Source organism: Phytohabitans sp. LJ34 (assembly GCF_052068095.1).
Classification (GTDB): domain Bacteria; phylum Actinomycetota; class Actinomycetes; order Mycobacteriales; family Micromonosporaceae; genus Phytohabitans.
In genome coordinates this window covers 31589-49732 of sequence record NZ_JBQHDG010000002.1, presented here as the reverse complement: position 1 = coordinate 49732, position 18144 = coordinate 31589, and the positions used below count along the sequence as shown (strand labels likewise).

11 protein-coding genes are annotated in these 18144 nt (G+C 72.8%); 1 reads left to right on the top strand and 10 read right to left on the bottom strand.

Annotation, left to right across the window (positions count from 1 at the left end; all coding sequences use genetic code 11):
• Nucleotides 1-438: 438 nt before the first annotated feature.
• The 5 genes from ACTMTJ_RS03320 to ACTMTJ_RS03300 all read right to left on the bottom strand — a co-directional run bounded on the left by ACTMTJ_RS03320 (nucleotide 439) and on the right by ACTMTJ_RS03300 (nucleotide 9965).
• On the bottom strand, nucleotides 439-2181 hold the full coding sequence (locus ACTMTJ_RS03320; protein WP_441214539.1) for a cellulase family glycosylhydrolase: 1743 nt from the start codon (nucleotides 2179-2181) through the stop codon (nucleotides 439-441).
• A 40-nt stretch (nucleotides 2182-2221) separates the two neighbouring features.
• A complete protein-coding gene (locus tag ACTMTJ_RS03315; RefSeq protein WP_441214538.1) occupies nucleotides 2222-5302 on the bottom strand; it encodes an effector-associated domain EAD1-containing protein in 3081 nt (1026 codons plus the stop codon).
• Nucleotides 5292-7304: a trypsin-like serine peptidase gene (locus tag ACTMTJ_RS03310; RefSeq protein ID WP_441214537.1), complete on the bottom strand. Its 2013-nt coding sequence runs from the start codon at nucleotides 7302-7304 to the stop codon at nucleotides 5292-5294. Before ACTMTJ_RS03310 ends, ACTMTJ_RS03315 begins: the two co-directional genes overlap by 11 nt.
• Before the next feature lie 11 nt (nucleotides 7305-7315).
• A complete protein-coding gene (locus ACTMTJ_RS03305) occupies nucleotides 7316-8326 on the bottom strand; it encodes a trypsin-like serine peptidase (RefSeq protein WP_441214536.1) in 1011 nt (336 codons plus the stop codon).
• 526 nt (nucleotides 8327-8852) lie between these two features.
• A complete protein-coding gene (locus tag ACTMTJ_RS03300) occupies nucleotides 8853-9965 on the bottom strand; it encodes a serine hydrolase domain-containing protein (protein ID WP_441214945.1) in 1113 nt (370 codons plus the stop codon).
• Between the two features lie 282 nt (nucleotides 9966-10247).
• Between ACTMTJ_RS03300 and ACTMTJ_RS03295 the strand changes: the two genes are divergently transcribed.
• On the top strand, nucleotides 10248-11741 hold the full coding sequence (locus tag ACTMTJ_RS03295; protein WP_441214535.1) for a protein kinase domain-containing protein: 1494 nt from the start codon (nucleotides 10248-10250) through the stop codon (nucleotides 11739-11741).
• Here the strand turns inward: ACTMTJ_RS03295 and ACTMTJ_RS03290 are convergent.
• From ACTMTJ_RS03290 to ACTMTJ_RS03270, 5 genes are read right to left on the bottom strand one after another with little or no spacing between them, the layout of a single operon-like run.
• Entirely contained in the window at nucleotides 11734-13794 is a 2061-nt protein-coding gene (locus ACTMTJ_RS03290) for an alpha-galactosidase (RefSeq protein ID WP_441214534.1), read from the bottom strand. The genes ACTMTJ_RS03295 and ACTMTJ_RS03290 overlap by 8 nt on opposite strands.
• Nucleotides 13791-15035 (bottom strand): cellulase-like family protein, encoded by a 1245-nt coding sequence (locus tag ACTMTJ_RS03285; protein WP_441214533.1) that lies wholly within the window; start codon nucleotides 15033-15035, stop codon nucleotides 13791-13793. The genes ACTMTJ_RS03290 and ACTMTJ_RS03285 overlap by 4 nt, the downstream gene beginning before the upstream one ends.
• On the bottom strand, nucleotides 15032-15922 hold the full coding sequence (locus ACTMTJ_RS03280) for a carbohydrate ABC transporter permease (RefSeq protein ID WP_441214532.1): 891 nt from the start codon (nucleotides 15920-15922) through the stop codon (nucleotides 15032-15034). The genes ACTMTJ_RS03285 and ACTMTJ_RS03280 overlap by 4 nt, the downstream gene beginning before the upstream one ends.
• Nucleotides 15919-16815, bottom strand: a complete 897-nt coding sequence (locus tag ACTMTJ_RS03275) for a carbohydrate ABC transporter permease (RefSeq protein WP_441214531.1) — start codon at nucleotides 16813-16815, stop codon at nucleotides 15919-15921. The genes ACTMTJ_RS03280 and ACTMTJ_RS03275 overlap by 4 nt, the downstream gene beginning before the upstream one ends.
• Complete coding sequence (locus tag ACTMTJ_RS03270; RefSeq protein ID WP_441214530.1) at nucleotides 16812-18092, bottom strand: ABC transporter substrate-binding protein; 1281 nt, start codon at nucleotides 18090-18092, stop codon at nucleotides 16812-16814. Before ACTMTJ_RS03270 ends, ACTMTJ_RS03275 begins: the two co-directional genes overlap by 4 nt.
• Between the last annotated feature and the right edge of the window lie 52 nt (nucleotides 18093-18144).

The window sequence follows — 18144 nt, the reverse complement described above, 5'->3', positions numbered from 1 at the left end:
GGACGCCGACGGTCTGGCCACCACTGTGCTCGCCGGTCGGCCGGAAACCCAACTTCAGATAGAACCCTGGGCGGCGGCCGCGATGTCCAGCCGCCAGAGGCCCGAACGCAGATCGCCGCCCGCCGGCCGATCGCGTCCGAGCGGCGTCGGGCCAGCCTGTCTGGTGGAGCTGTCTTCGACCGCCGAGCACCGGCGCGGCCAGAGCCGCCAGACACCGCTGTCGTGGGCCCGGTTAGGTCGTAGGCCGGCACGGCGTCCGGATAGCCGGTGTCCGAACGGCTCCCGGCGGACGCGGCTGGCCGGTAGGTGCTGTGCCGCGCCGGTGCGGCCGCCTTGCCCAGCGGCCAGCGAGACATGCCACAAACCCAGGCGGCTTGTTCAACGGGCTCTGCGGCCGAGCGCGCCCTGCCGCGGGCCCGACCCAACGGCGCGGGGGGTTCAGGACGGGAAGTGCCGGGTGCGCCACGTCGCCAGCTCGCGCTGAGCCGCGGCGAGCTGGGCGGCGGTCACCGTGCCGCCGGTCGTGTTGACCACCAGGGCCGCGTGCACGCCGGCGCCGGCGTCCAGCAGTAGGCGCCGCGCGGTCGCCGATCCTTCCTCCAGGGCCGTGGTGACCGCCGTCACGTCGGTGACCACGGTGGTGGTCGCGGGCGCGAACGACGCGGGCAGGTGCAGCTCGGTCGTGCCCGCGGTGCCGCGCCACACCAGGACGCCGTACTGCCGGCCGGCCGTCAGCGCGCGGATCGCGGGCAGGCTCTGCGGCGCCGCGAGCCAGGCCTGCTGCTGGCCGGCGCCGCCGTAGCCGGAGCGGGCCAGGTCCTCGTACGCGAACGCCAGTGTGCTGCCGGCGACCGCGGTGGGGAAGAGGCGGTCGAGCACCCGGCGGTCGAGGCGGGGGACCACCGTGCCGGCGGCGTCGACGGCGACCACCGAGTGGTCTTCGCCGTTCCAGCCGTCGCCGGGCTCGGCGTGCCGTCCACTGTAGATGTCCCAGTGCCACATCGTGTTGGACAGCACGGTGCCGCCGGACGCGGGCGCGCCCCACCAGCTGGCGCCGGGCACGCCCGCGTCCATTCCCTGGTACATGGCGCGCACCATCCACGGTGTCCGGTCACTGTGGAGCGAGTTGCCGAACTCGGAGACGAACGGCGCGGTGGCGAGGGTGCGGGCGCGGTCACGGACGCGGTTCATGGCGGCGGCGTAGGTGCCGTCGCCGGCCGGGGTCGGGTCGAGGGTGATGCGGGCGCCGTCGTAGTAGTGGGAGTTGAACACGTACCGCGTGCCGAGCGGCGCGATGGTCGAGAGGCCGCCCTGCTCGAAGAAGCCGGTGTTCCAGAAGACGAGCGGCTCGACGTACGCCGGCTTGGCGGCCCAGCCGGCCTCGTCCATGCGCGCGCGGAAGCGCTGGTAGAACGGCAGCAGCCAGCGCCGCTCCCACTCGGCGCCGGTGCCGCCGTCGAGCCCGCCGTCGAAGGGCTCGTTGAACGGGTCGAAGCCCACGATCCGGTCGAACGCGGCGGCGGGCAGCCGCTGGCGCAGGTAGCGCATCGTGGCGCCGGCCTGGTCGAGGAAGGCGTCCTGCACGCCGTACTCGTTGCGCCAGAAGTCGTACATGGCCTCGCGGACGGCGGCGTTGTTCTGCATGTTCTGCCCCCAGAGGAAGCAGATGCCGCAGAACTCGTCCGGGTAGTCGCCGGCGTCGATCACCCACTTCGGCGCGCCGTCGCCGTCGTACCAGCTGTCGTCGTCGAACAGGTGCGCCGAGTAGAGGTCCTGGTGGTAGTCGACGAGCACGTGGATGCCCCGGTCGGTGAACTCGCGGATCTGCTCGATCGCGCGGTCGAGGTATCCATAGTCGATCGTGTGCCGCGCGGGCTGCACGCCCTCCCAGCTGATCAGGAAGCGGATCGCGTTGGCGCCGGTGAGGTCGCGCATGGCCTGCGCGGAGGTGGCGGCGTCGGCGCGGCTCCGGAACGGCAGCAGGCCGTTCTCGGTGAGCTTGGCGCTGCCCGCGACGTTGAAGCCGCGCAGCACGATCTCGCGGCCCCGGTCGTCGCGGAAGACCGCGCCGTAGACGCCCTGCGTCGTGGGGAGGGGCGCCGCCGCCGGCGCCGCCGCGCCGGCGGTCACCCCGAGCAGCACGACCACCGAGAATGTGAATATCCTTCGCGTCACCGCCATAGGCACGGATGCTAACGGTGATCGATGGATACGGCAATGGTCAGGGCCGGCCGTGCTCCGACAGCCACGCGTCGCCCACGAGTGAACGCAGCCGGTCCCGCACCGCGCCGCTCGCCGGGTCGGCCAGCACCGCGCGGACCAGGGCGTCGAGCCGGCCGCCGCGGCTCGCCGTGCCGATGAGCTCGCGGGTGACCCGCCGCGCCGACCCCGACCAGCTGATCAGGGTCATGTCGAGGCCGGCCGCGGAGGCGAGCATGCGGCTGTCGGTGCTCGTGGAGTAGACGGTCAGCAGGATGTCCTCCAGCTCGCGGGTCTCCTGGCGCGACCAGTCGAGCGGGGTCTCCGCGAGGAAGTGCGTCGCGCTGGCGGGGCGCTGCTCCGTGCCGGAGTCGACGGCCCACCACAGGTAGAGCGCCCGGATGGCCTCCCGGACCGGCTCCGGGGGAAACTCCAGCCGCCACAGGCGGTCGAGCAGGAGCCCCGCGTCGGTGCCCAGCCCGGTGAGCGTCCGCCAGGCGGCTTCGAGCCCCTCCCGGTCGGACGTCAGGGGCCGCAACCCCAACTGCCTGGCCAACCGGCCCGGATCCTCCCGCGCGAGGTCCCAGTCGGCGATCGCGGACACGATGGCGCGTACCCGCCGCAGGTCCTCCTCGTGGCCCAGGCCGACGAGCCGCACCGCCTCCTTGAGGCGGTCGGGCTCCTCCTGGCCCAGCGCGGCGGCGAGCAGGCGGACGAGGGCGGTGCTGTGGGTGACATTCCGCGGGCCGTACCGCTGGATCAGCCCGCGCACGCCGAGCCCGAGCGACCAGCGCAGGTCGCCGTCGCCGAGGCGGCCGCGTTCGAGCATGTTCATCCGGTTGAGCAGCAGCTCCAGCCGGAGCTCGGGATGGCCGGCCAGCAGCGGCAGGTCGGCGCCCTTCTGGAGCTCGCCCTGTGCCGCCTCGGACTCGCCGAGCCGCTCCTCCAGCCGGGCGAGCCGGACGACGGCGGCCGCGGTCCTGGTGGCGTCCCCCGCCTCTTGGGCGGCGCGCACGTCCTTCCGGGACGCCTCGGCGGCCAGCCGCAGGTCGCCGCCGGCCTCCGCCACCCGCGACTCGAGCCGGTGCAGCTCCGTGCCGGGCATGCGTTCCGGCCGCCCGGTCAGGAGCCTCCGGGCCTCGGACAGGTCACCTTTGCGGAGGGCGACGTCGACCGCCGGCGCGGTGCGGCGTTCCCAGTTGGCGAGGTCGTCGGAGACGGCGAGCGCGTGCGGAGCGTGGATCAGCCGCGCGGACGACGGCGGGAAGTCGGCGACCGACAGCCCGAGGCGGCGGATGGTGTCGGCGTCGACGGGTGCGGTCAGGTCGCCCTGGGCCAGCCGGTGATAGGTCAGCTCCAGGTCGGTGTCGTCCGACCGGGGCTCGCCTTCGTAGAAGCCCACCGCCAGGTCGCCCACCCGGGAGACGAGCTTCGGGTCGTGCAGCTTGAGCGCCGCGAGCGCCGGCCCGCGCAGCTCCTCGCGCAGCCGCAGCACGTCGCCGTCCCGTTCGGCCATCGTCAGCTGGCTGGCGAGGCCGCCGAAGAGCTCGGCCGGCGGCAGCGTCGGCGGCGGCCAGAGCGCCGGTACCAGGACCCGCTCGACGAGGTCGACGGAGATCCGCCGGAGGACGAGGCTGGCCTGGGCGACCCGCCGCAGCTCATCCGTCGTGCGCTCGTCGGGCACCGAGACGTGGTTGAGGATCCGCTGGTAGAGGAAGCCCCGCACGAACTCGACGCGGACCCGGTCGAGTGCCCGGGCCCGGGCCGCCGCGTCTTCCACGGCGGCCGAGCCCTCCCGCACCAGCACCTGCGCCGCCAGCCGTACCGTGAGCGGGATGCCGCCGACCAGCCCGATGATCTCGCGGGCCAGCGCGTCGTCGATCGGGGGAGCGGCGGCCCCGGCCTCCTGGCGGACGATGTAGCGCAGCAGGTCGGCGGCGGCCTCCTCGCCCAGCGGCAGGACGTGCAGCTGCCGGTCGTGCCGGCCGGGGGCGAGGAAGACCGAGGCAGGGCCGCGGCCGGACACGACCAGCCGGAACGAGCGCAGCTCACCGGCCAGTGTGGCGAACAGGTCGAAGAGGTCCGCCGCCCGGTCGGGCCGGGTGCGCTCCACCTCCTCGAAGGTGTCGAGGACGACGACGAGGGCGGTGTCCACCATGGACTTTCCGCGGGCGAAGCCGGCCGCCCGTTCGCGGTAGGAGGTCGCCGTGTCGGCCGCTTCGAGGCCGGCGCCCTTACCCCGGCGGTGCGCGACGTCCTCGTCGTGCTCCAGCTCCCGGCGGTACTCCGGGAACTGCGCGCCGACCTGCCGGATGACGTCGTTGAGCACGGCCGTGGGCTCGCAGGCGGACAGCGTCGGCCGGTCGAAGTCCAGGTAGGCCCACGCCCAGCGGTCGGCGGGGCCGCACGACTCGTACATGTCCATGACGAAGCGGGCGACCAAAGTGGACTTTCCGACGCCGCCGACGCCGTACACCACCATCGCCGGGTCGGCGGCCAGCCCGCCGGGGACCGGGGCGGCCGTGCGGTACGCGTGCAGCCTGGCGACCTCGTGCTCGCGGCCCAGGCAGCCCGCGTCGGCGAGCTTGCGGACGCTGCGGACGACCTCGAGGAGGGCCAGGCGCCCCTCGATCTCGGCGCGGCTCGGCGTGACCTTGACAGTGCCCGCCAGCCCCGCGCGGGCCACCGCCTCGGTCGCCCACCGCCACACGTCGAGGGCGACCACCAGCTCGTCTTCGCTCAGTGCCGTGACCGGCCGCCCGGTCGCGAGGACGAAGTCGTCGAGTACCCGTTGCAAAGGCGTGTCGTGCTCGGGCCGGACCTCGCGCCGGATCCGGGCGAGCTCCGCCTGCCCGCCCCGGCGGAGCATCGCGGCCAGGGCGTCGATCCGCCGCCGCTCGAAGAGCACCACCTCCGGGCGGCCGCCGCGGGCGGGCAGCGGCCGGCACAGCAGGTGCTCCAGGCTCGCCCCCTCACTCGTGGCGCGGAGCGCGCCGGGGTCGAACGTGCCGAGCACGGCCAGCCGCTCGACCGCCGGGTCGGCGGCCAGCCGCTCCTCCGCCTCGGCCGCGTCCACAAACGACAGTGCCTGCTCAGGATCCATCCCGGGCCCCCAGCACGTCGAACAGGAGCGCGGGCAGCCGCGGCGCCAGCTTGCGCGGCTCGGGGAGCGGACCGCCGACGGGAAACAACGTGTCCAGCTGGGTGGCCAGGCTCGCCTCGTCGAGGCTGCCGCCCTCCTCGACCGCCCTGGCCCGGAACCAGGCCTCCACCTCGCTGCGGGCCAGCCCGATCGCGGTGTCCTGCTCCAGCCACTGGGAGTGTTCGAGGGCGAACCGCTCGGCGTCGCGGCCGGCCAGTACCAGCCGGAGCGGGACCCGCGGGTCGTCCGCCACCGTGACGAGCGCGTGGATCAGCTCGTCGAGGCCGCCCTGCTTCGCGGCGGTCGTGTCGTTGACGCTGTCGATGAAGATCCACCACTGCCGCGGCGAGTCGCGCAGCTTCGTGGTGAGCCACATCTGGAGCGTGCTGATCGTCCGCGCGTCCTGTGCCAGCTGCTCCTTGGGGTACGGCAGCTCCAGGCCGATGAGCAGGTCGTCGATGATGCGTTCGCGGCGGGTGTCGATCCCCAGGCCGATGTAGTTGCTGAGGTTGATCTGGATGGCCACCAGACCGTCCGGCGCCGCCTTCCGGATCGGCGCGCTGAGCTTCGCCCGTTCCGCCACGTGCTGGAGGAACTGGAAGGAGTAGGAGACGCCGCTGCCGCTCTCCCCGGTGATCGCCAGGACCCGGTTGGCCGGCTCCTTCGCCGTCATGGTGCGGACCCGGTCGCGGAGGCCGCCGCGGTTGACCAGGGGTCGGCCGCCGACCGACGTCGTCCGCAGCGGATCGATGTCCACCGGCGCGGGCGGCGTGGGCGCCACGACGGCCGGCGAGACCGGTGCGGCCGCCGACAGCAGGCTCGCGTACGGCCCGTCGCAGATCGCCTTGGCGATACACGAGATGGGAACGGCCTGGTTGTCGCCGCCCTGCGAGTAGTGGTGCAGCGCGACAAGCCGGCCGCGGATGTCGACGACCGGCGAACCGGAGGAGCCGTTGAGCGTGTTGCCCCGGTAGCGGATGCGGGTGCCGAGCTGGTTGCACTCGGGCGGCGTGCGGATCCAGGTCACCCGCTGCGTCTGGCCCAGCGGGTGCTGGGTGATGAACAGCAGCGGGCTGGACCTGAAGTCGTAGGCGGTCTCCTCGAGCGGGTACATGCCGCGCGGCGTCACCTCGCGTGCCAGCGGGACCGGGAAGCCGAGCTTGACCAGCGCGAAGTCGAGGCGGTCGGCCGGCGCGTTCCAGTCGCGGACCCGGCCGGTGCCTTCCGCGTCGGTCGGCTGGCTCGCCGCGAGCAGCTCCACCACCGGGATCCCGGTGCCGGTCTCGGCGAGGCTGCGGCCCGGGATGTCGCTGTAGTCGAACCGGGCCACCATGTCCGCCGGCAGCACCGGCGACGCGCCGACGACGTGGGCGGCGGTCAGCAGCAGGTCGGGACCGACCAGGAAACCCGTGCCCCGGGGCTGTCCGGCCACCTCGATCATCGCCGTCCGGGCCATCGCGTCGAGGATCGCCTGGACCAGCGAACGCGGGTCGTCGAGGCCGGCGGTGACCGAGGTGATCGCCTCGAGACCACCGACCGGCTGGTCACCGGGCTCCTCCATCGACTCGACGAGGCTGGTGACGACCGGGTCGGTGCCCTCGGTCGGCGGGGGCGGAAGCCCGTGGCGGGCGGCCAGGCGGGCGTACGCCGGGGCGAGCCGGTCGCCCAGCAGCTTGCGCAGCGGCGGGTGGAACGCCTCGCTGCCCGGGTCGTGCAGCACCTCGGCGGCCAGGTCGAGCGCCCGACCCCGCCCGGCGGCCTCGGTCAGCGCCCATTGCCACCGGGCACGGGCCGAGGCCGCCGCCGGCCCGGTGTGCCAGTCGAGCCCGACCGACTCGGCGATCGCCTGGATCGCGGCGAGGTCTTCGTACGCGTAGGTCAGCACGTCGACCACGCGTCCCGGCTCCCCGGCGGACCAGTCGGTCCGCGGATCGTCCCACCAGGGTGCGGGCGGACCGGACATCATGCGCCCCCTCAGTGCAGGACCCGTTGCAGGATCTCGTGTACGCGCGAGGCCTGCACGGCCTCGTTGCGGTCGCCCTGGATGCCACCGAAGTGCAGGCCGAGCGCCTTGCCGCTGTCGAGGTCGAGCACGACGGACCCGGAGTTGCCGCCCAGCGTCGTCGCGTCGTGGTGCAGCAGGTCCTTGGCCACGACGGCGGTGACCTGCCCCGGCGCCAGCCGCTTGACGTTGTAGACGCCGTCGAAGATGCGCTGCTGGTCGGCGGCGTCGTTGCGGCTGTCGTGGGCGGGGTATCCGATCACCGCGACCCAGGACCCGACGCCCGCGGCGGCGATCTCCTCGCCGGACATGAGGTCGATCGTGCGGGGCAGGGGCTCGCCGTCCGCGCCCTGCGCGTCGACGCGCAGCAGGGCGACGTCGAGCGAGTCTTCCGGCTCGATCCACAGGATCTCGCGGACCCGGAAGCGGGACTCCTCCGTCTGCTGGTGCTCGTGCCGCCAGTCGACGGAGGCGCGAACGGGAGGCGCGCCGAAGTTGGCCCGGAAGGCGAACCCGCCGTCGACCGCGGTGGCGAACTCCCGGGCCACGTGCCGGTTGGTCACCACGATGCCGTCGCCGACCATCCAGCCGGTGCCGACCCAGTCGAGCCGGTGGTTGCTCAGGTCGATGCGCCCCGCGCTGCCGATGATCGACTCGACCGCGGCCCGTGCCGTCGCCAGCCGCTCGCGGATCAGCTCGCTCTCCGGGAAGTCGTCCGGCGGCGCCTCGAACGTCGACCGCTGTACCAGGTAGACCGGCCGGGTGAAGCGTTCGATGATCGCTTCGAGGCCCGGCTCGGCGCCCGGCTCGTAGGTGCCCTCGGCCATCCCGTCGGCGACGGCGGCGGCGTCGTCGACGCCGGGCCCGCCTTCCAGGCCCTCCAGGCCGCCCAACTGGTCCTGTGCGTGCTCGGCGAGCTCGTCGAAGCGGTCGAGGAACTCCTGCTTGACCGCTGAGTCCGCGAATACCTGCCGAACGTCCATGTCGCCCCTCCTGAACTACCGTGAGATCCAGCTCGTCGCCCTGACCGCCGCCGGCGCGCAGCCGCAGCTGGTCGCGCAGGCGTGGGCTGACCACCGCGGCGGCCAGGCGAGGATGAGCGCGAATCGGGCCCATTCTTCAATGGGAGCCCCCGGCACAATTACCGTCGCCTCCCGCAAAGCGCCAATTGTCGTTGGCATCGGTCACCCCCGCACAGAGGCTCCCGGTCGATGTGACGTATCCCCGCCCCATTCATCCGAAGGTCTCAGCGCCTATTCTCGTCTTTTCGGCGCCGGCCAAAAGGCAAAGTCGTTGATTTGCCACCCGCACGTGCGATCCGCGAACCGAGGTGCCGGTCCCGCTTGGAGGCCGAGGTCGGCGCGGGGCTGGGCGGTCGGAGCGCCGCCGACCGAGACGCGTTAATGCGTTTAACGCCGTCTAGACGACGGGGGGTACCGCCTCGGGTCTCCTGTGCTTTCGCACAAGGCGAGGCGGTACCCGGCCGTGTGTTGTCGGAACTGCGACGTATCAGCGCAGCGGGATCGCGATCGCGCCCGGAAGGGGAAGGCGCATGGTCGTGCCCGCCGCCGCGCGCTGTGCCGTCGCGTTCGGACAGACACCGGCCATGACGGCGTCCGCCAAGGCGGCGTCGATCGGGTGGACCTCCGGGATGACGCCGAGGTTGTAGTGGCTGAGGTTGGTGGCGAGGGACATCTGCCGCCCGCCGTCGGGCGCGTGCAGCGACACCGTGATCTGCCCGATCACGCCGCCGTCGTGGCCCCACGCCGCGCCGCACGGCGTGGGCAACCAGAAGAGGCCCAGCCCGTATCCGCCGTCGTCGGGCCGCGCCGGGTCCATCGGCACCGTCGTGCGCATCTGCGCGAGCTGGGCGGGCGGCAGGAGCCGGCCGCCGAGCAGCGCCCGGTAGAAGGTGTCCAGGTCGGAGGGCGTCGAGATCAGCTCGCCGGCCGTCCAGGCCCACGACATGTCGTAGGTGGCGAAGTCGCGCACGCCGAACAGCGCGAAGTGCGCCCCGGCGTGCCGCCCGCGGATGGTCCGGTCGGCGCCCGGGAAGTAGGTGTCGTCGAGGCGCAGCGGGCGGATCACCCGGCGGGTCACCTCGGCGGACGCGGCGTTGCCGGTGACCTTCTCGATCAGCAGGCCGATGATGATGTACCCGGTGTTGGAGTACGAGTAGTGGTCGCCGGGCGCGCCGGTGCGCGGCAGCGACAGTCCGATTTGGACGAGTTCCTCTGGGGTGAAGCGGGTCTGCCCCACGCTGGTCACTTCGGCGTAGGAATCGAGGATCGCCTCGGTGTAGTTGCCGATGCCGCTCGTGTGGTTGAGCAGCATCCGCACCGTGACCCGCTGGCCCACCTCACCGGGGACGAGCTCCGGCAGCCACCGGCCGACCGGGTCGTCCAGCCCGACCTTTCCCTCGGCGACGAGCTGGAGCACGGTGGCGGCGACGAAGCTCTTGGTGATGCTGCCGACCCGGTGCCGCATGTCGGGCCGCGCCGGGCGGGCGGTGGACAGGTCGGCGACGCCGGAGGCGCCGGACCAGGTGCGGCGACCGTCGCGGACCTCGGCGAAGGCGGCGGGCACCCCGGAGGCGTGCAGGGCGGCGAGTGCCCGGCTCAGGGAGATCGGTGCGGCGGGCGCGGACGAGGCGGATGCGGGCAGGCCGGCGACCGCCACGAGAGCCACGGCCACGGCCGCGACGGCGCGTACCATCTGTCGTTTCCTCATGCGGCCCATCGTCGGTGACCGATCCGGCGGGCGCGTCACCCCACGGCGGGAGGCGGGGGTCCGTCCGGAGTGGGAGGAGATCACCGCAACGGTGATACGTGGCGAAGTGGTCGGACATCCGTCGTCCGGTTGGCGGGCTTTCTCATCAATGTCAATTGGGGCAGACTGTGCCGCGTGGAAGCGCTCCGACTACTGGGTGGCCGCTACCGGCTGGAGGACCAGATCGGTTCCGGCGGCATGTCGGTGGTCTGGCGGGCCACCGACGAGGTGCTGCGCCGGCCCGTAGCGGTAAAGGTGCTGGCCGGCCGCCTCGCCGCCGACCCGGGCGCCCGCCTGCGCATCCAGTCCGAGGCCCGCGCCGCCGCCCGCCTCTCCCACCCGCACGTCTGCGGGGTGTACGACTTCGGCGAGTCCGTCGACGAGTCCGGCCGGCCGGAGCCGTTCGTGGTGATGGAGCTGCTGCGTGGGCCGACGCTGAGCCAGCGGATCGCCGACGGGCCGCTGCCCGCGCAGCTGGCGATGCGGGTCTGCGCCGAGGTGGCCAGCGGCATCGCCGCCGCGCACGACGCCGGCCTGGTGCACCGCGACATCAAGCCGGCCAACGTGATCCTGACCACCCGCGGGGCGAAGGTGGTCGACTTCGGCATCGCCGCCGCGGCCGGCCCGCTCGAAGACCTCGACCAGGACGACCGGATGATCGGCACGCCCGCCTACCTGGCGCCGGAGCGGCTCACCGGCGACCAGGTCGTGCCCGCCTCCGACGTGTACGCGCTGGGCCTGCTCCTGCACTACGTCCTGGTCGGCAAGCTCCCCTGGGCGGCGGAGACGACCACGCAGATGCTGCGCGCGCACACCTACGCGGAGCCCGAGCCGCTGCCGCCGGTCAGCGGTGTGCCGGCCGAGGTGGCCGACCTGTGCGGGCGGTGCCTGGCCAAAGACCCGGCCGACCGGCCGACGGCCACCGAGGTCGCCGAGGTGCTGGCGGCGGCCGCCGGCATGGTGCTGCTGCCGGGGGAGACCTCCGGCCGGCACGCGGCGGCACCGGTCCTCGACGCCGCCGAGGCGGGCCCCGCGCCCGACGACCAGCCGACTGTGGAGCCGGCCGCCGTCCGGCGCCGCCAGCGCATGCTCGCGGTCGGGGTCGTCACCGCCACGGTGGTCGCGACCGCGGTGGTGGCCGTCCTGATCGCCGGCGCGGGCGGCGACCCGACCGGCGCGCTCGCCGAGCAGGTGCCGGACGTCGAGGCCACCGGCACGCCCGGCGCGGTCACGCCGCCCGGCGGCGGCGACCCGTCCACCGGCGGGCCCGGCCAGCCGGCGGGACCCGCGGCGACGACCGGCGGCGTGACGTCCGGCCCGGCGGCGCCGATCACCGGCGTGCCGACCGGGGGGCCACCGACCACGCCCGGGTCCTCGCCCACGGTCGAGCAGTCACCCGACCCGACGCCCGACGGCACCACCCGCACGCTCGCCTCCGCCGGCGGCACCGTCGAGGTCCGCTGCGAGGGCCGCCTGGCGCACGCGCTCAGCTGGTCGGCGGCCGACGGCTACACGGTCGGCAAGACGGAGCCCGGCCCGGCCGGCACGGTGCACGTCTGGTTCGAGGGCCCGGAGCGGGTCCACATGAAGATCCAGTGCAAGAGCGGCGTGCCGAGCTCGGTCAGCTGACCCGGGTGAGCGCGAACACGTCGGCGTCGTACGAGGCCGTCCAGCGCACCGGGAGGCCGACCGACGTCAGGTGGGCGCCGGAGTAGACGGTGCCGGCCGCCTCGTACCTCGCGGCGGGGTCGAGGCCGCGCAGGGGCAGTCGCACCGGCCGGGCGGGCACGGTGTCGAGGCCGTCCAGCGGGCCCGGGTTCCAGGCCAGGACCACGACCCGGCCGTCCAACGTGTACTGGACGGCGCAGCGCTCCTCGTCGGGGCCGCCGATCCGGTGCACCTCACCGCGGGTGACCACGTCGCGGACCGCCTTGTAGCGGGCCACCCAGCGCGCCGCTTCGGCCCGCTCGGCCGGGCTCCAGCGGCGGATGTCCGCGCCGATGCCGAGCACGCCGGCGCTGGCCAGCACGAACCGGAACGCGAGCGACCGCGGCCGGGTGTCGAATAGGCCGGTCGCGTCGGTCACCCACGAGCTCATCAGGTGTGGCGCGTGCGCGCGCAGGTAGCCGTCCTGGATCCGCAGCCGGTCGATCGGCGCCGTGTTGTCGCTCGGCCACACCACGTCCACTCTGGACGCCATCGCCAGGTCGACGCGCGCGCCGCCGGCCGCGCACCCCTCGACCGTCACGTGTAGATGGTCGCGGCGCAGCGCGTCCAGGATCCGGTACAGCGCCGCCACGTGCGCGCCGTCGAGGTCGAGCCCGTCGTCGGGTACACCGGCGCGGCCGGGCTCGGTACGCGGGCGGTTGAAGTCCCATTTCAGGTACGTGATGTCGTACCCGCGCAGCAGACCGTCCAGTGTGGAGTGGACGAAGTCCTCGACCTCGGGCCGGCCCAGGTCGAGCAGGTACTGGTTGCGGATCGTGGTGCGGGGGCGGCCGTCCACCTGGTACACCCAGTCGGGGTGGGCCGCGTAGAGTGCCGAGCGCGGGTTGACCATTTCCGGCTCGACCCACAGGCCGAACTCCAGGCCCAGCTTGCGCACCTGGTCGACGAACGCGTCGAACCCGTCCGGAAACTTCGCCGGGTCGGGTGTCCAGTCGCCGAGTCCGCCGGTGTCGTCGCCGCGCCCGACGAACCACCCGTCGTCGACCACGAACGTCTCCACGCCCAGCTCCGCCGCGACCTCGGCGAGCGCGAGCTGGCCGGCGGCGGTGACGTCGAAGTAGGTGGCCTCCCACGAGTTGTAGACGACCTTGCGGGTGCGGGTGAGCCGGTCGCCGGCCAGGCTCCGCTCGTACGCGTGCCAGACCCGGGCCAGCCCCTCGACGCCGTCCGCGCTGTAGGCGCCGGCGGCCACCGGCGTGACGAGCGTGGCGTCGGGCGCGAGCGCCAGCGGGCCGTCGACGGCGACCCGGCCGGCGCGGACCCGGGTGAGGCCGGCGGCGTCCCGCTCGGCGGCGATCCGCCACGACCCGGTCCAGGCCAGCGCCACCCCCCAGGCCTGGGCGGCGTCGCGGACGTCGCGCACCGCCAGGTACGGCGAGAACTGGTGGCCGGTCACACCCAGCGTGCTGCCGATCTCGAACCGGCCCCGCCACAGGTCGGTGTTGGCCGGCGTGAACTCGCGCGCCCACTGTCCACTGAGGTAGGTGAGGCGGGCGCCGTGCGGGGTGGGTACGGAGAAGGCGGCCGACCCGATCTCGACGAGTTGGAGCGGCGCGTCGCCGGTGTTGGTCAGCTCGACCCAGCGCTCCACGACGTCGGAGTCAGCGGCGAGCCGGTAGTGCAGGGCGGCACGCAGCCCGGTCGCCGCGTCGGCGAAGTCGACCCGGAGCGAGTCACCGTGCTGGGCGGCGCCGTCGAACGACCAGGACAGCGCCCGCGCCGGCCGCACCACGAGATCCGGGCCGGCGAACGGGCGGGCGCCGTCCGGCGCGTACTCGACCGCGGCGACGTCGCCTGGCGTCATGTACTGCGCCTTGCCCTCCCAGGCCAGTGGAGAAGGGCCGGCGCCGACCCCGTGCGGCCCCCAGGCGCGCAGCTCCAGCCAGCCGCCGTGCTCCGGCAGCCCGACGGTGTACTCCGTGGTGGCACCGGTGAGCGTCCACTCGCGACTCACTTGAGAAATCCCTCGTTGAGCCGCCGCTGGAGCGCGACGTCGGCCCACATCGGATGGTGCGGGGCGGCGTTGGAGCAGACCAGCGTGCCCCAGGCGCCGACCTCGGACGAGCGGCGGACCGCGTGCGCGCAGATCTCGGCGCCGACCGGGCCCTCCTCGAAGGTGCCGTACAGGGGCGTGTAGCCGACCCAGCCCTCCCCGAAGACCAGCGGCACCGAGTGCTCGGCGGCCCAGTCAGCGGCCACGTCGATCCAGGTGTCCAGTGTGGAGCGCATCGCGCGGCGGTGCTCGCCGTACCGGTCGTAGAGCCAGCGGTCCCACTTGACCGGGTCGCACCAGTCGTGGGTGTACATCTCCCGGTGCCGCACCGCGGTCGCGTCGAGCCGCCACCGGTCGGCCGCCGGCGGCTGCCAGTCGTCGAGCGCGGGCGCGCCGTCGCGGAGCAGCTCGGCGTAGGCCCGCTCCTGCGGATACGGCCGGCTGCCGTCGCGGAGCGCGAACTCGTCCACGAGCTGTTCGAGCACGCCGTACACGTACGGGTGGAAGACGGCGACGCCGGCGTTGCGGGGCAGGCCGCGCATGTACCCGACCGGCACGCGGGCGTAGTTGGTGGTGACCGGCACCCCCGGGTGGCGGCCCCGGAAGCGGTCGATGCCGCCCTCCAGGTACGGCTGGAGGGGCACGATCGCCGCCTCGCCACGGGTGCCGGTGACGTCGGCGAGCCGGCCGATCTGCACCTCGTTGTGCAGCTCGACGAACGCCACCCGGTCGTCCAGCCCCTCGGCCTTCAGCAGGTCGACGAGGGCGGCGAGCGCGTCGGCGAGCGCGTTCGCCCGGTCGGCCGGCGGGATCGCGGTGACCGCCCGGTGCCACGAGTCGTCGGCGAGGAACGACGGGCTCTGCTGGTACTCCCAGCTGGAGACGATCACCTTGAAGTCGTACCGGGCCGCGCCGCGGAAGAGCGCCAGGAGCTGCGCCCGGCCGTCCACCGTGGTGGTGTGCCGCACGTCGTACCACCGGGTGCGCTGGCCGTAGTCGCCGCCCAGCCCGCTGAGTGTCAGCCGGCTCGTGTCGAGCCCGCTGCCGAACAGCAGCAGCGGCATCGCGCAGATCCGGATCGCGTTGTAGCCGCGCTCGGCCGCCTGCCGGAACGCCTCGTCGAGATCCTCGAACGGCTCTCCGGGCCCGGTGCGCGTGTACCAGGTGAAGTCCCAAAGGGTAATGGTGAGGCGGTCAGTCACTTGGTAGACCCCATCAGTAGACCGGACACGAAGTGGCGCTGGAACGCGAAGAAGACGACGGCCGTCGGTACCGCGGCCATGATGGACGCCGCCGCGACCACGTTCCAGTTGCTGACGTAGCCGCCCTGGAGGTTGAGCAGCGCCGCCGTCACCGGAAACTTGGCCTGCGTGCGGAGCACGGTGATCGACCAGATCAGGTCGTTGAAGATCCAGGTCGTGGCGAGCGCGCCGAGCGCCGCGAGGGACGGGCGGCACAGGGGCATGATGATCCGCGCGTACACGGAGAACGCGCCCGCGCCGTCGATCCGCGCCGCCTCGGTCACCTCGGACGGGATCGACCGCATGAAACCGTGCAGCACGAACGTGTAGAAGCCGAGCCCGAAGCCGACGTGGATCGCGATCAGGCCGATCAGCGTGTCGTAGATGCCGAGCGACTCGGTGATCCGGGAGACCGGGATCAGCAGGATCTGCGGCGGCAGCAGGTTGCCGGCCAGCATGACGAGCAGGATCGCGCGCCGCCCCGGGATCGCGTACCGGCTCAGCGCGAACGCGGCCATCGACGACAGCAGCAGGCTGAGGACGACCGCCGGCACGGTCACCTGGACGCTGGTCCACAGCGCCTCGCCCATCGACCCTTCGCCGAACGCGGTGCGGAAGCCGTCGAACGTGAAGCTGTCCGGCAGCGCGGCGGTGCCCCGCGCGGCGATGTCGTCGAAGGAGCGGATCGAGATCAGCACCACGAACACCATCGGCGCCACCCACAGCAGCGTCAGCGGCGCCATGACGGCGTGGAAGACCCAACCCTTCCGCCGTACCCGATGACGATCGTGCGAAGTGGAGGGTGATGTCGCCGGCGGCGCCGGCGTGGCGACGGCCGGTGCGCTCATGAGACCTCTTCTTTCAGGGTCCGGACCAGGTACGTGATGATGAACAGCAGCGCGAGCGCGAAGATGACGACGGCGATGGCCGAGGCGTAGCCGAGGTTCAAGAACGTGAAGCCCTGCTGGAACATGTAGGTGCTCAGCAGCTCCGACGAGTGGTACGGCCCGCCCTGCGTCATCGCCCACACGATGTCGAACGTGCGCAGCGAGTCGATGACCGTCACCGCGAAGACGACCGTGTTGACGCCGCGCAGCTGTGGCCAGGTGACGTACCAGAAGCGCTGCCACGGGCCGGCACCGTCCACAGCGGACGCGTCGTCGAGGGAGGGGTCGGTGCCCTTGAGGCCGGCGAGGTAGAGCACCATCACGTAGCCGACCTGCCGCCACACGGCCGCGACGAGCACCGCGTAGAGGGCGGTCTTCGGGTCGGCGAGCCATTGCCGTTCGAGGCTTTCCAGGCCGACCGCGCCGAGCAGCGTGTTGACGGTGCCGTCCGGCTGGTACTGCACCCGCCAGAACAGGCCGGTGACCGCGAGCGAGAACACCATCGGCAGGTAGATCGCGCTTCGGTAGATGCCGACGCCGCGGCGCGGCTTGTTGAGCGCCACGGCGAGGGCGAGGCCGCCGGCCACGGAGAGTCCTCCGAAGCCGACGGCCCAGATCACGTTGTTGCCCAGCGCTTCCCGGAAGACGTCGTCCGAGAACAGGTCGCGGTAGTTCGAAAGGCCCACCTGCTCAGGCGCGCCCAGCCCGTTCCACTTCGTGAGCGAGAGGTAGAAGCTGTTGAGGGCGGGCCAGAAGACCAGCCCGATCTCGATGGCAGCGGGTACGAGCAGGAAGAGCCAGACCACCGGCGAGAGGTGGCGCTGCCTTCTTCTTCGGGCGGCGGCAACCGTCACGAGTTGAGTACCTTCTGGGCCGACGACTGCCAGCTGGCGAGAATCGAGTCGACGTCACCGGGCGAGTCGAGAAACTTCGTGAGCGCGGTGTCCGCGGTGCTCTGGAGCTCGTCGCTGGAGTCGCGGTTGAAGAACTGCGTGATCGCGGCGCTCTCGTTGAGCAGCGTGATGCCCTTCTGCACGAGCGGCGAGAACCCGGTCGTGCTCACCTGCGGCGAGGTGGGCAGGTTGGACGAGGCCGACTCCTTGATGAACAGCTCCTGGGCCGGCGCCGACGCGAGGTACGAGAGCAGCTCCTTGGCGCCGGCCACGTTCTTCGACTTGGCGCTGGCGAAGTAGCCGTCGGTCGGCGCTTCTTCGGCCACCGGCACGCTCGGGTCGATGATCGGCACCCGGAAGAAGTCGATGTCGTCGACGACGTCCTTCGGCAGCGACTGGGTGAGGAACGCGCCGATCAGGTACATGCCGGCCTTCTTGCTGGCCAGCGGCGTGACCGCGTCCTGCCAGGAGTACGAGCGGCCCTTCGGGTCGATGTACGGCAGCAGCTCGCGGTAGTGCTCCATGACCGCCTTGACCTCGGGGCCGTCGAAGGAGTGCTTGCCGGCGAGCAGGTCGCGGTGGAACTGCGCCCCGTTGATCCGCAGGTCGAGGTAGTCGAACCAGCCGGACGCGACCCACGGGGTGGAGCCGGTGCCCATGCTCAGCGGGGCGACGCCCTTGGCCTTGATGGCCTTGCACAGCGCGATGAACTCGTCCCACGTGGTCGCCGGCTGCACGCCCCACTCCTGGAACGCGCTCTTGCGGTAGAAGACGCCCCACCAGTAGTAGTTCGTCGGTACGAAGATCTGCTTGCCGTCCGCGCCGGTGGACAGCTCCTTGAGCGCGGGGGAGAAGCCGGCGCAGGCGCCGCTGCCGGTCCACAGGTCGGAGACGTCGAGCAGGAAGCCCTTGCTGGCGTAGTCGCGGGCCACCGAGCCGGCGTACCAGGTCAGCACGTCCGGTGGTGTGGCCGAGTTGAGGTACGTCGGCAGCTGGGCCCGGAAGGTCTCGATCGCGATCGTGTTGAGGGTGACCTTGGTCTTCGTGTACCCCTCGACAACCTTGGTGAGCGCGGCCTTGGGAGACGGGTCGGAGAGCGAGGACTGGAGGGTGAGGGTGGCCGAGGATCCGCCGCCACTGTCGGAGCTGCCGGTCGCGCAGCCGCCGAGGAGGGCGGCGGCGCCCAGGCCGCCGATGCCAGCAAGGAACTTGCGGCGGCCGAGTTCGCTGTGAACCATCGTTGTCCTCCTGCGAGCGAAGCCCCGTGTGTGTGTAAGCGGTGTGTTTCCG

Bases quoted from the DNA above. Each gene is read 5' to 3' on its own strand.
- ACTMTJ_RS03315 (WP_441214538.1), bottom strand. From the start codon at position 5,302: ATGGATCCTGAGCAGGCACTGTCGTTTGTGGACGCGGCCGAGGCGGAG.
- ACTMTJ_RS03305 (WP_441214536.1), bottom strand. From the start codon at position 8,326: ATGGACGTTCGGCAGGTATTCGCGGACTCAGCGGTCAAGCAGGAGTTC.
- ACTMTJ_RS03320 (WP_441214539.1), bottom strand. From the start codon at position 2,181: ATGGCGGTGACGCGAAGGATATTCACATTCTCGGTGGTCGTGCTGCTC.
- ACTMTJ_RS03270 (WP_441214530.1), bottom strand. From the start codon at position 18,092: ATGGTTCACAGCGAACTCGGCCGCCGCAAGTTCCTTGCTGGCATCGGC.
- ACTMTJ_RS03280 (WP_441214532.1), bottom strand. From the start codon at position 15,922: ATGAGCGCACCGGCCGTCGCCACGCCGGCGCCGCCGGCGACATCACCC.
- ACTMTJ_RS03310 (WP_441214537.1), bottom strand. From the start codon at position 7,304: ATGTCCGGTCCGCCCGCACCCTGGTGGGACGATCCGCGGACCGACTGG.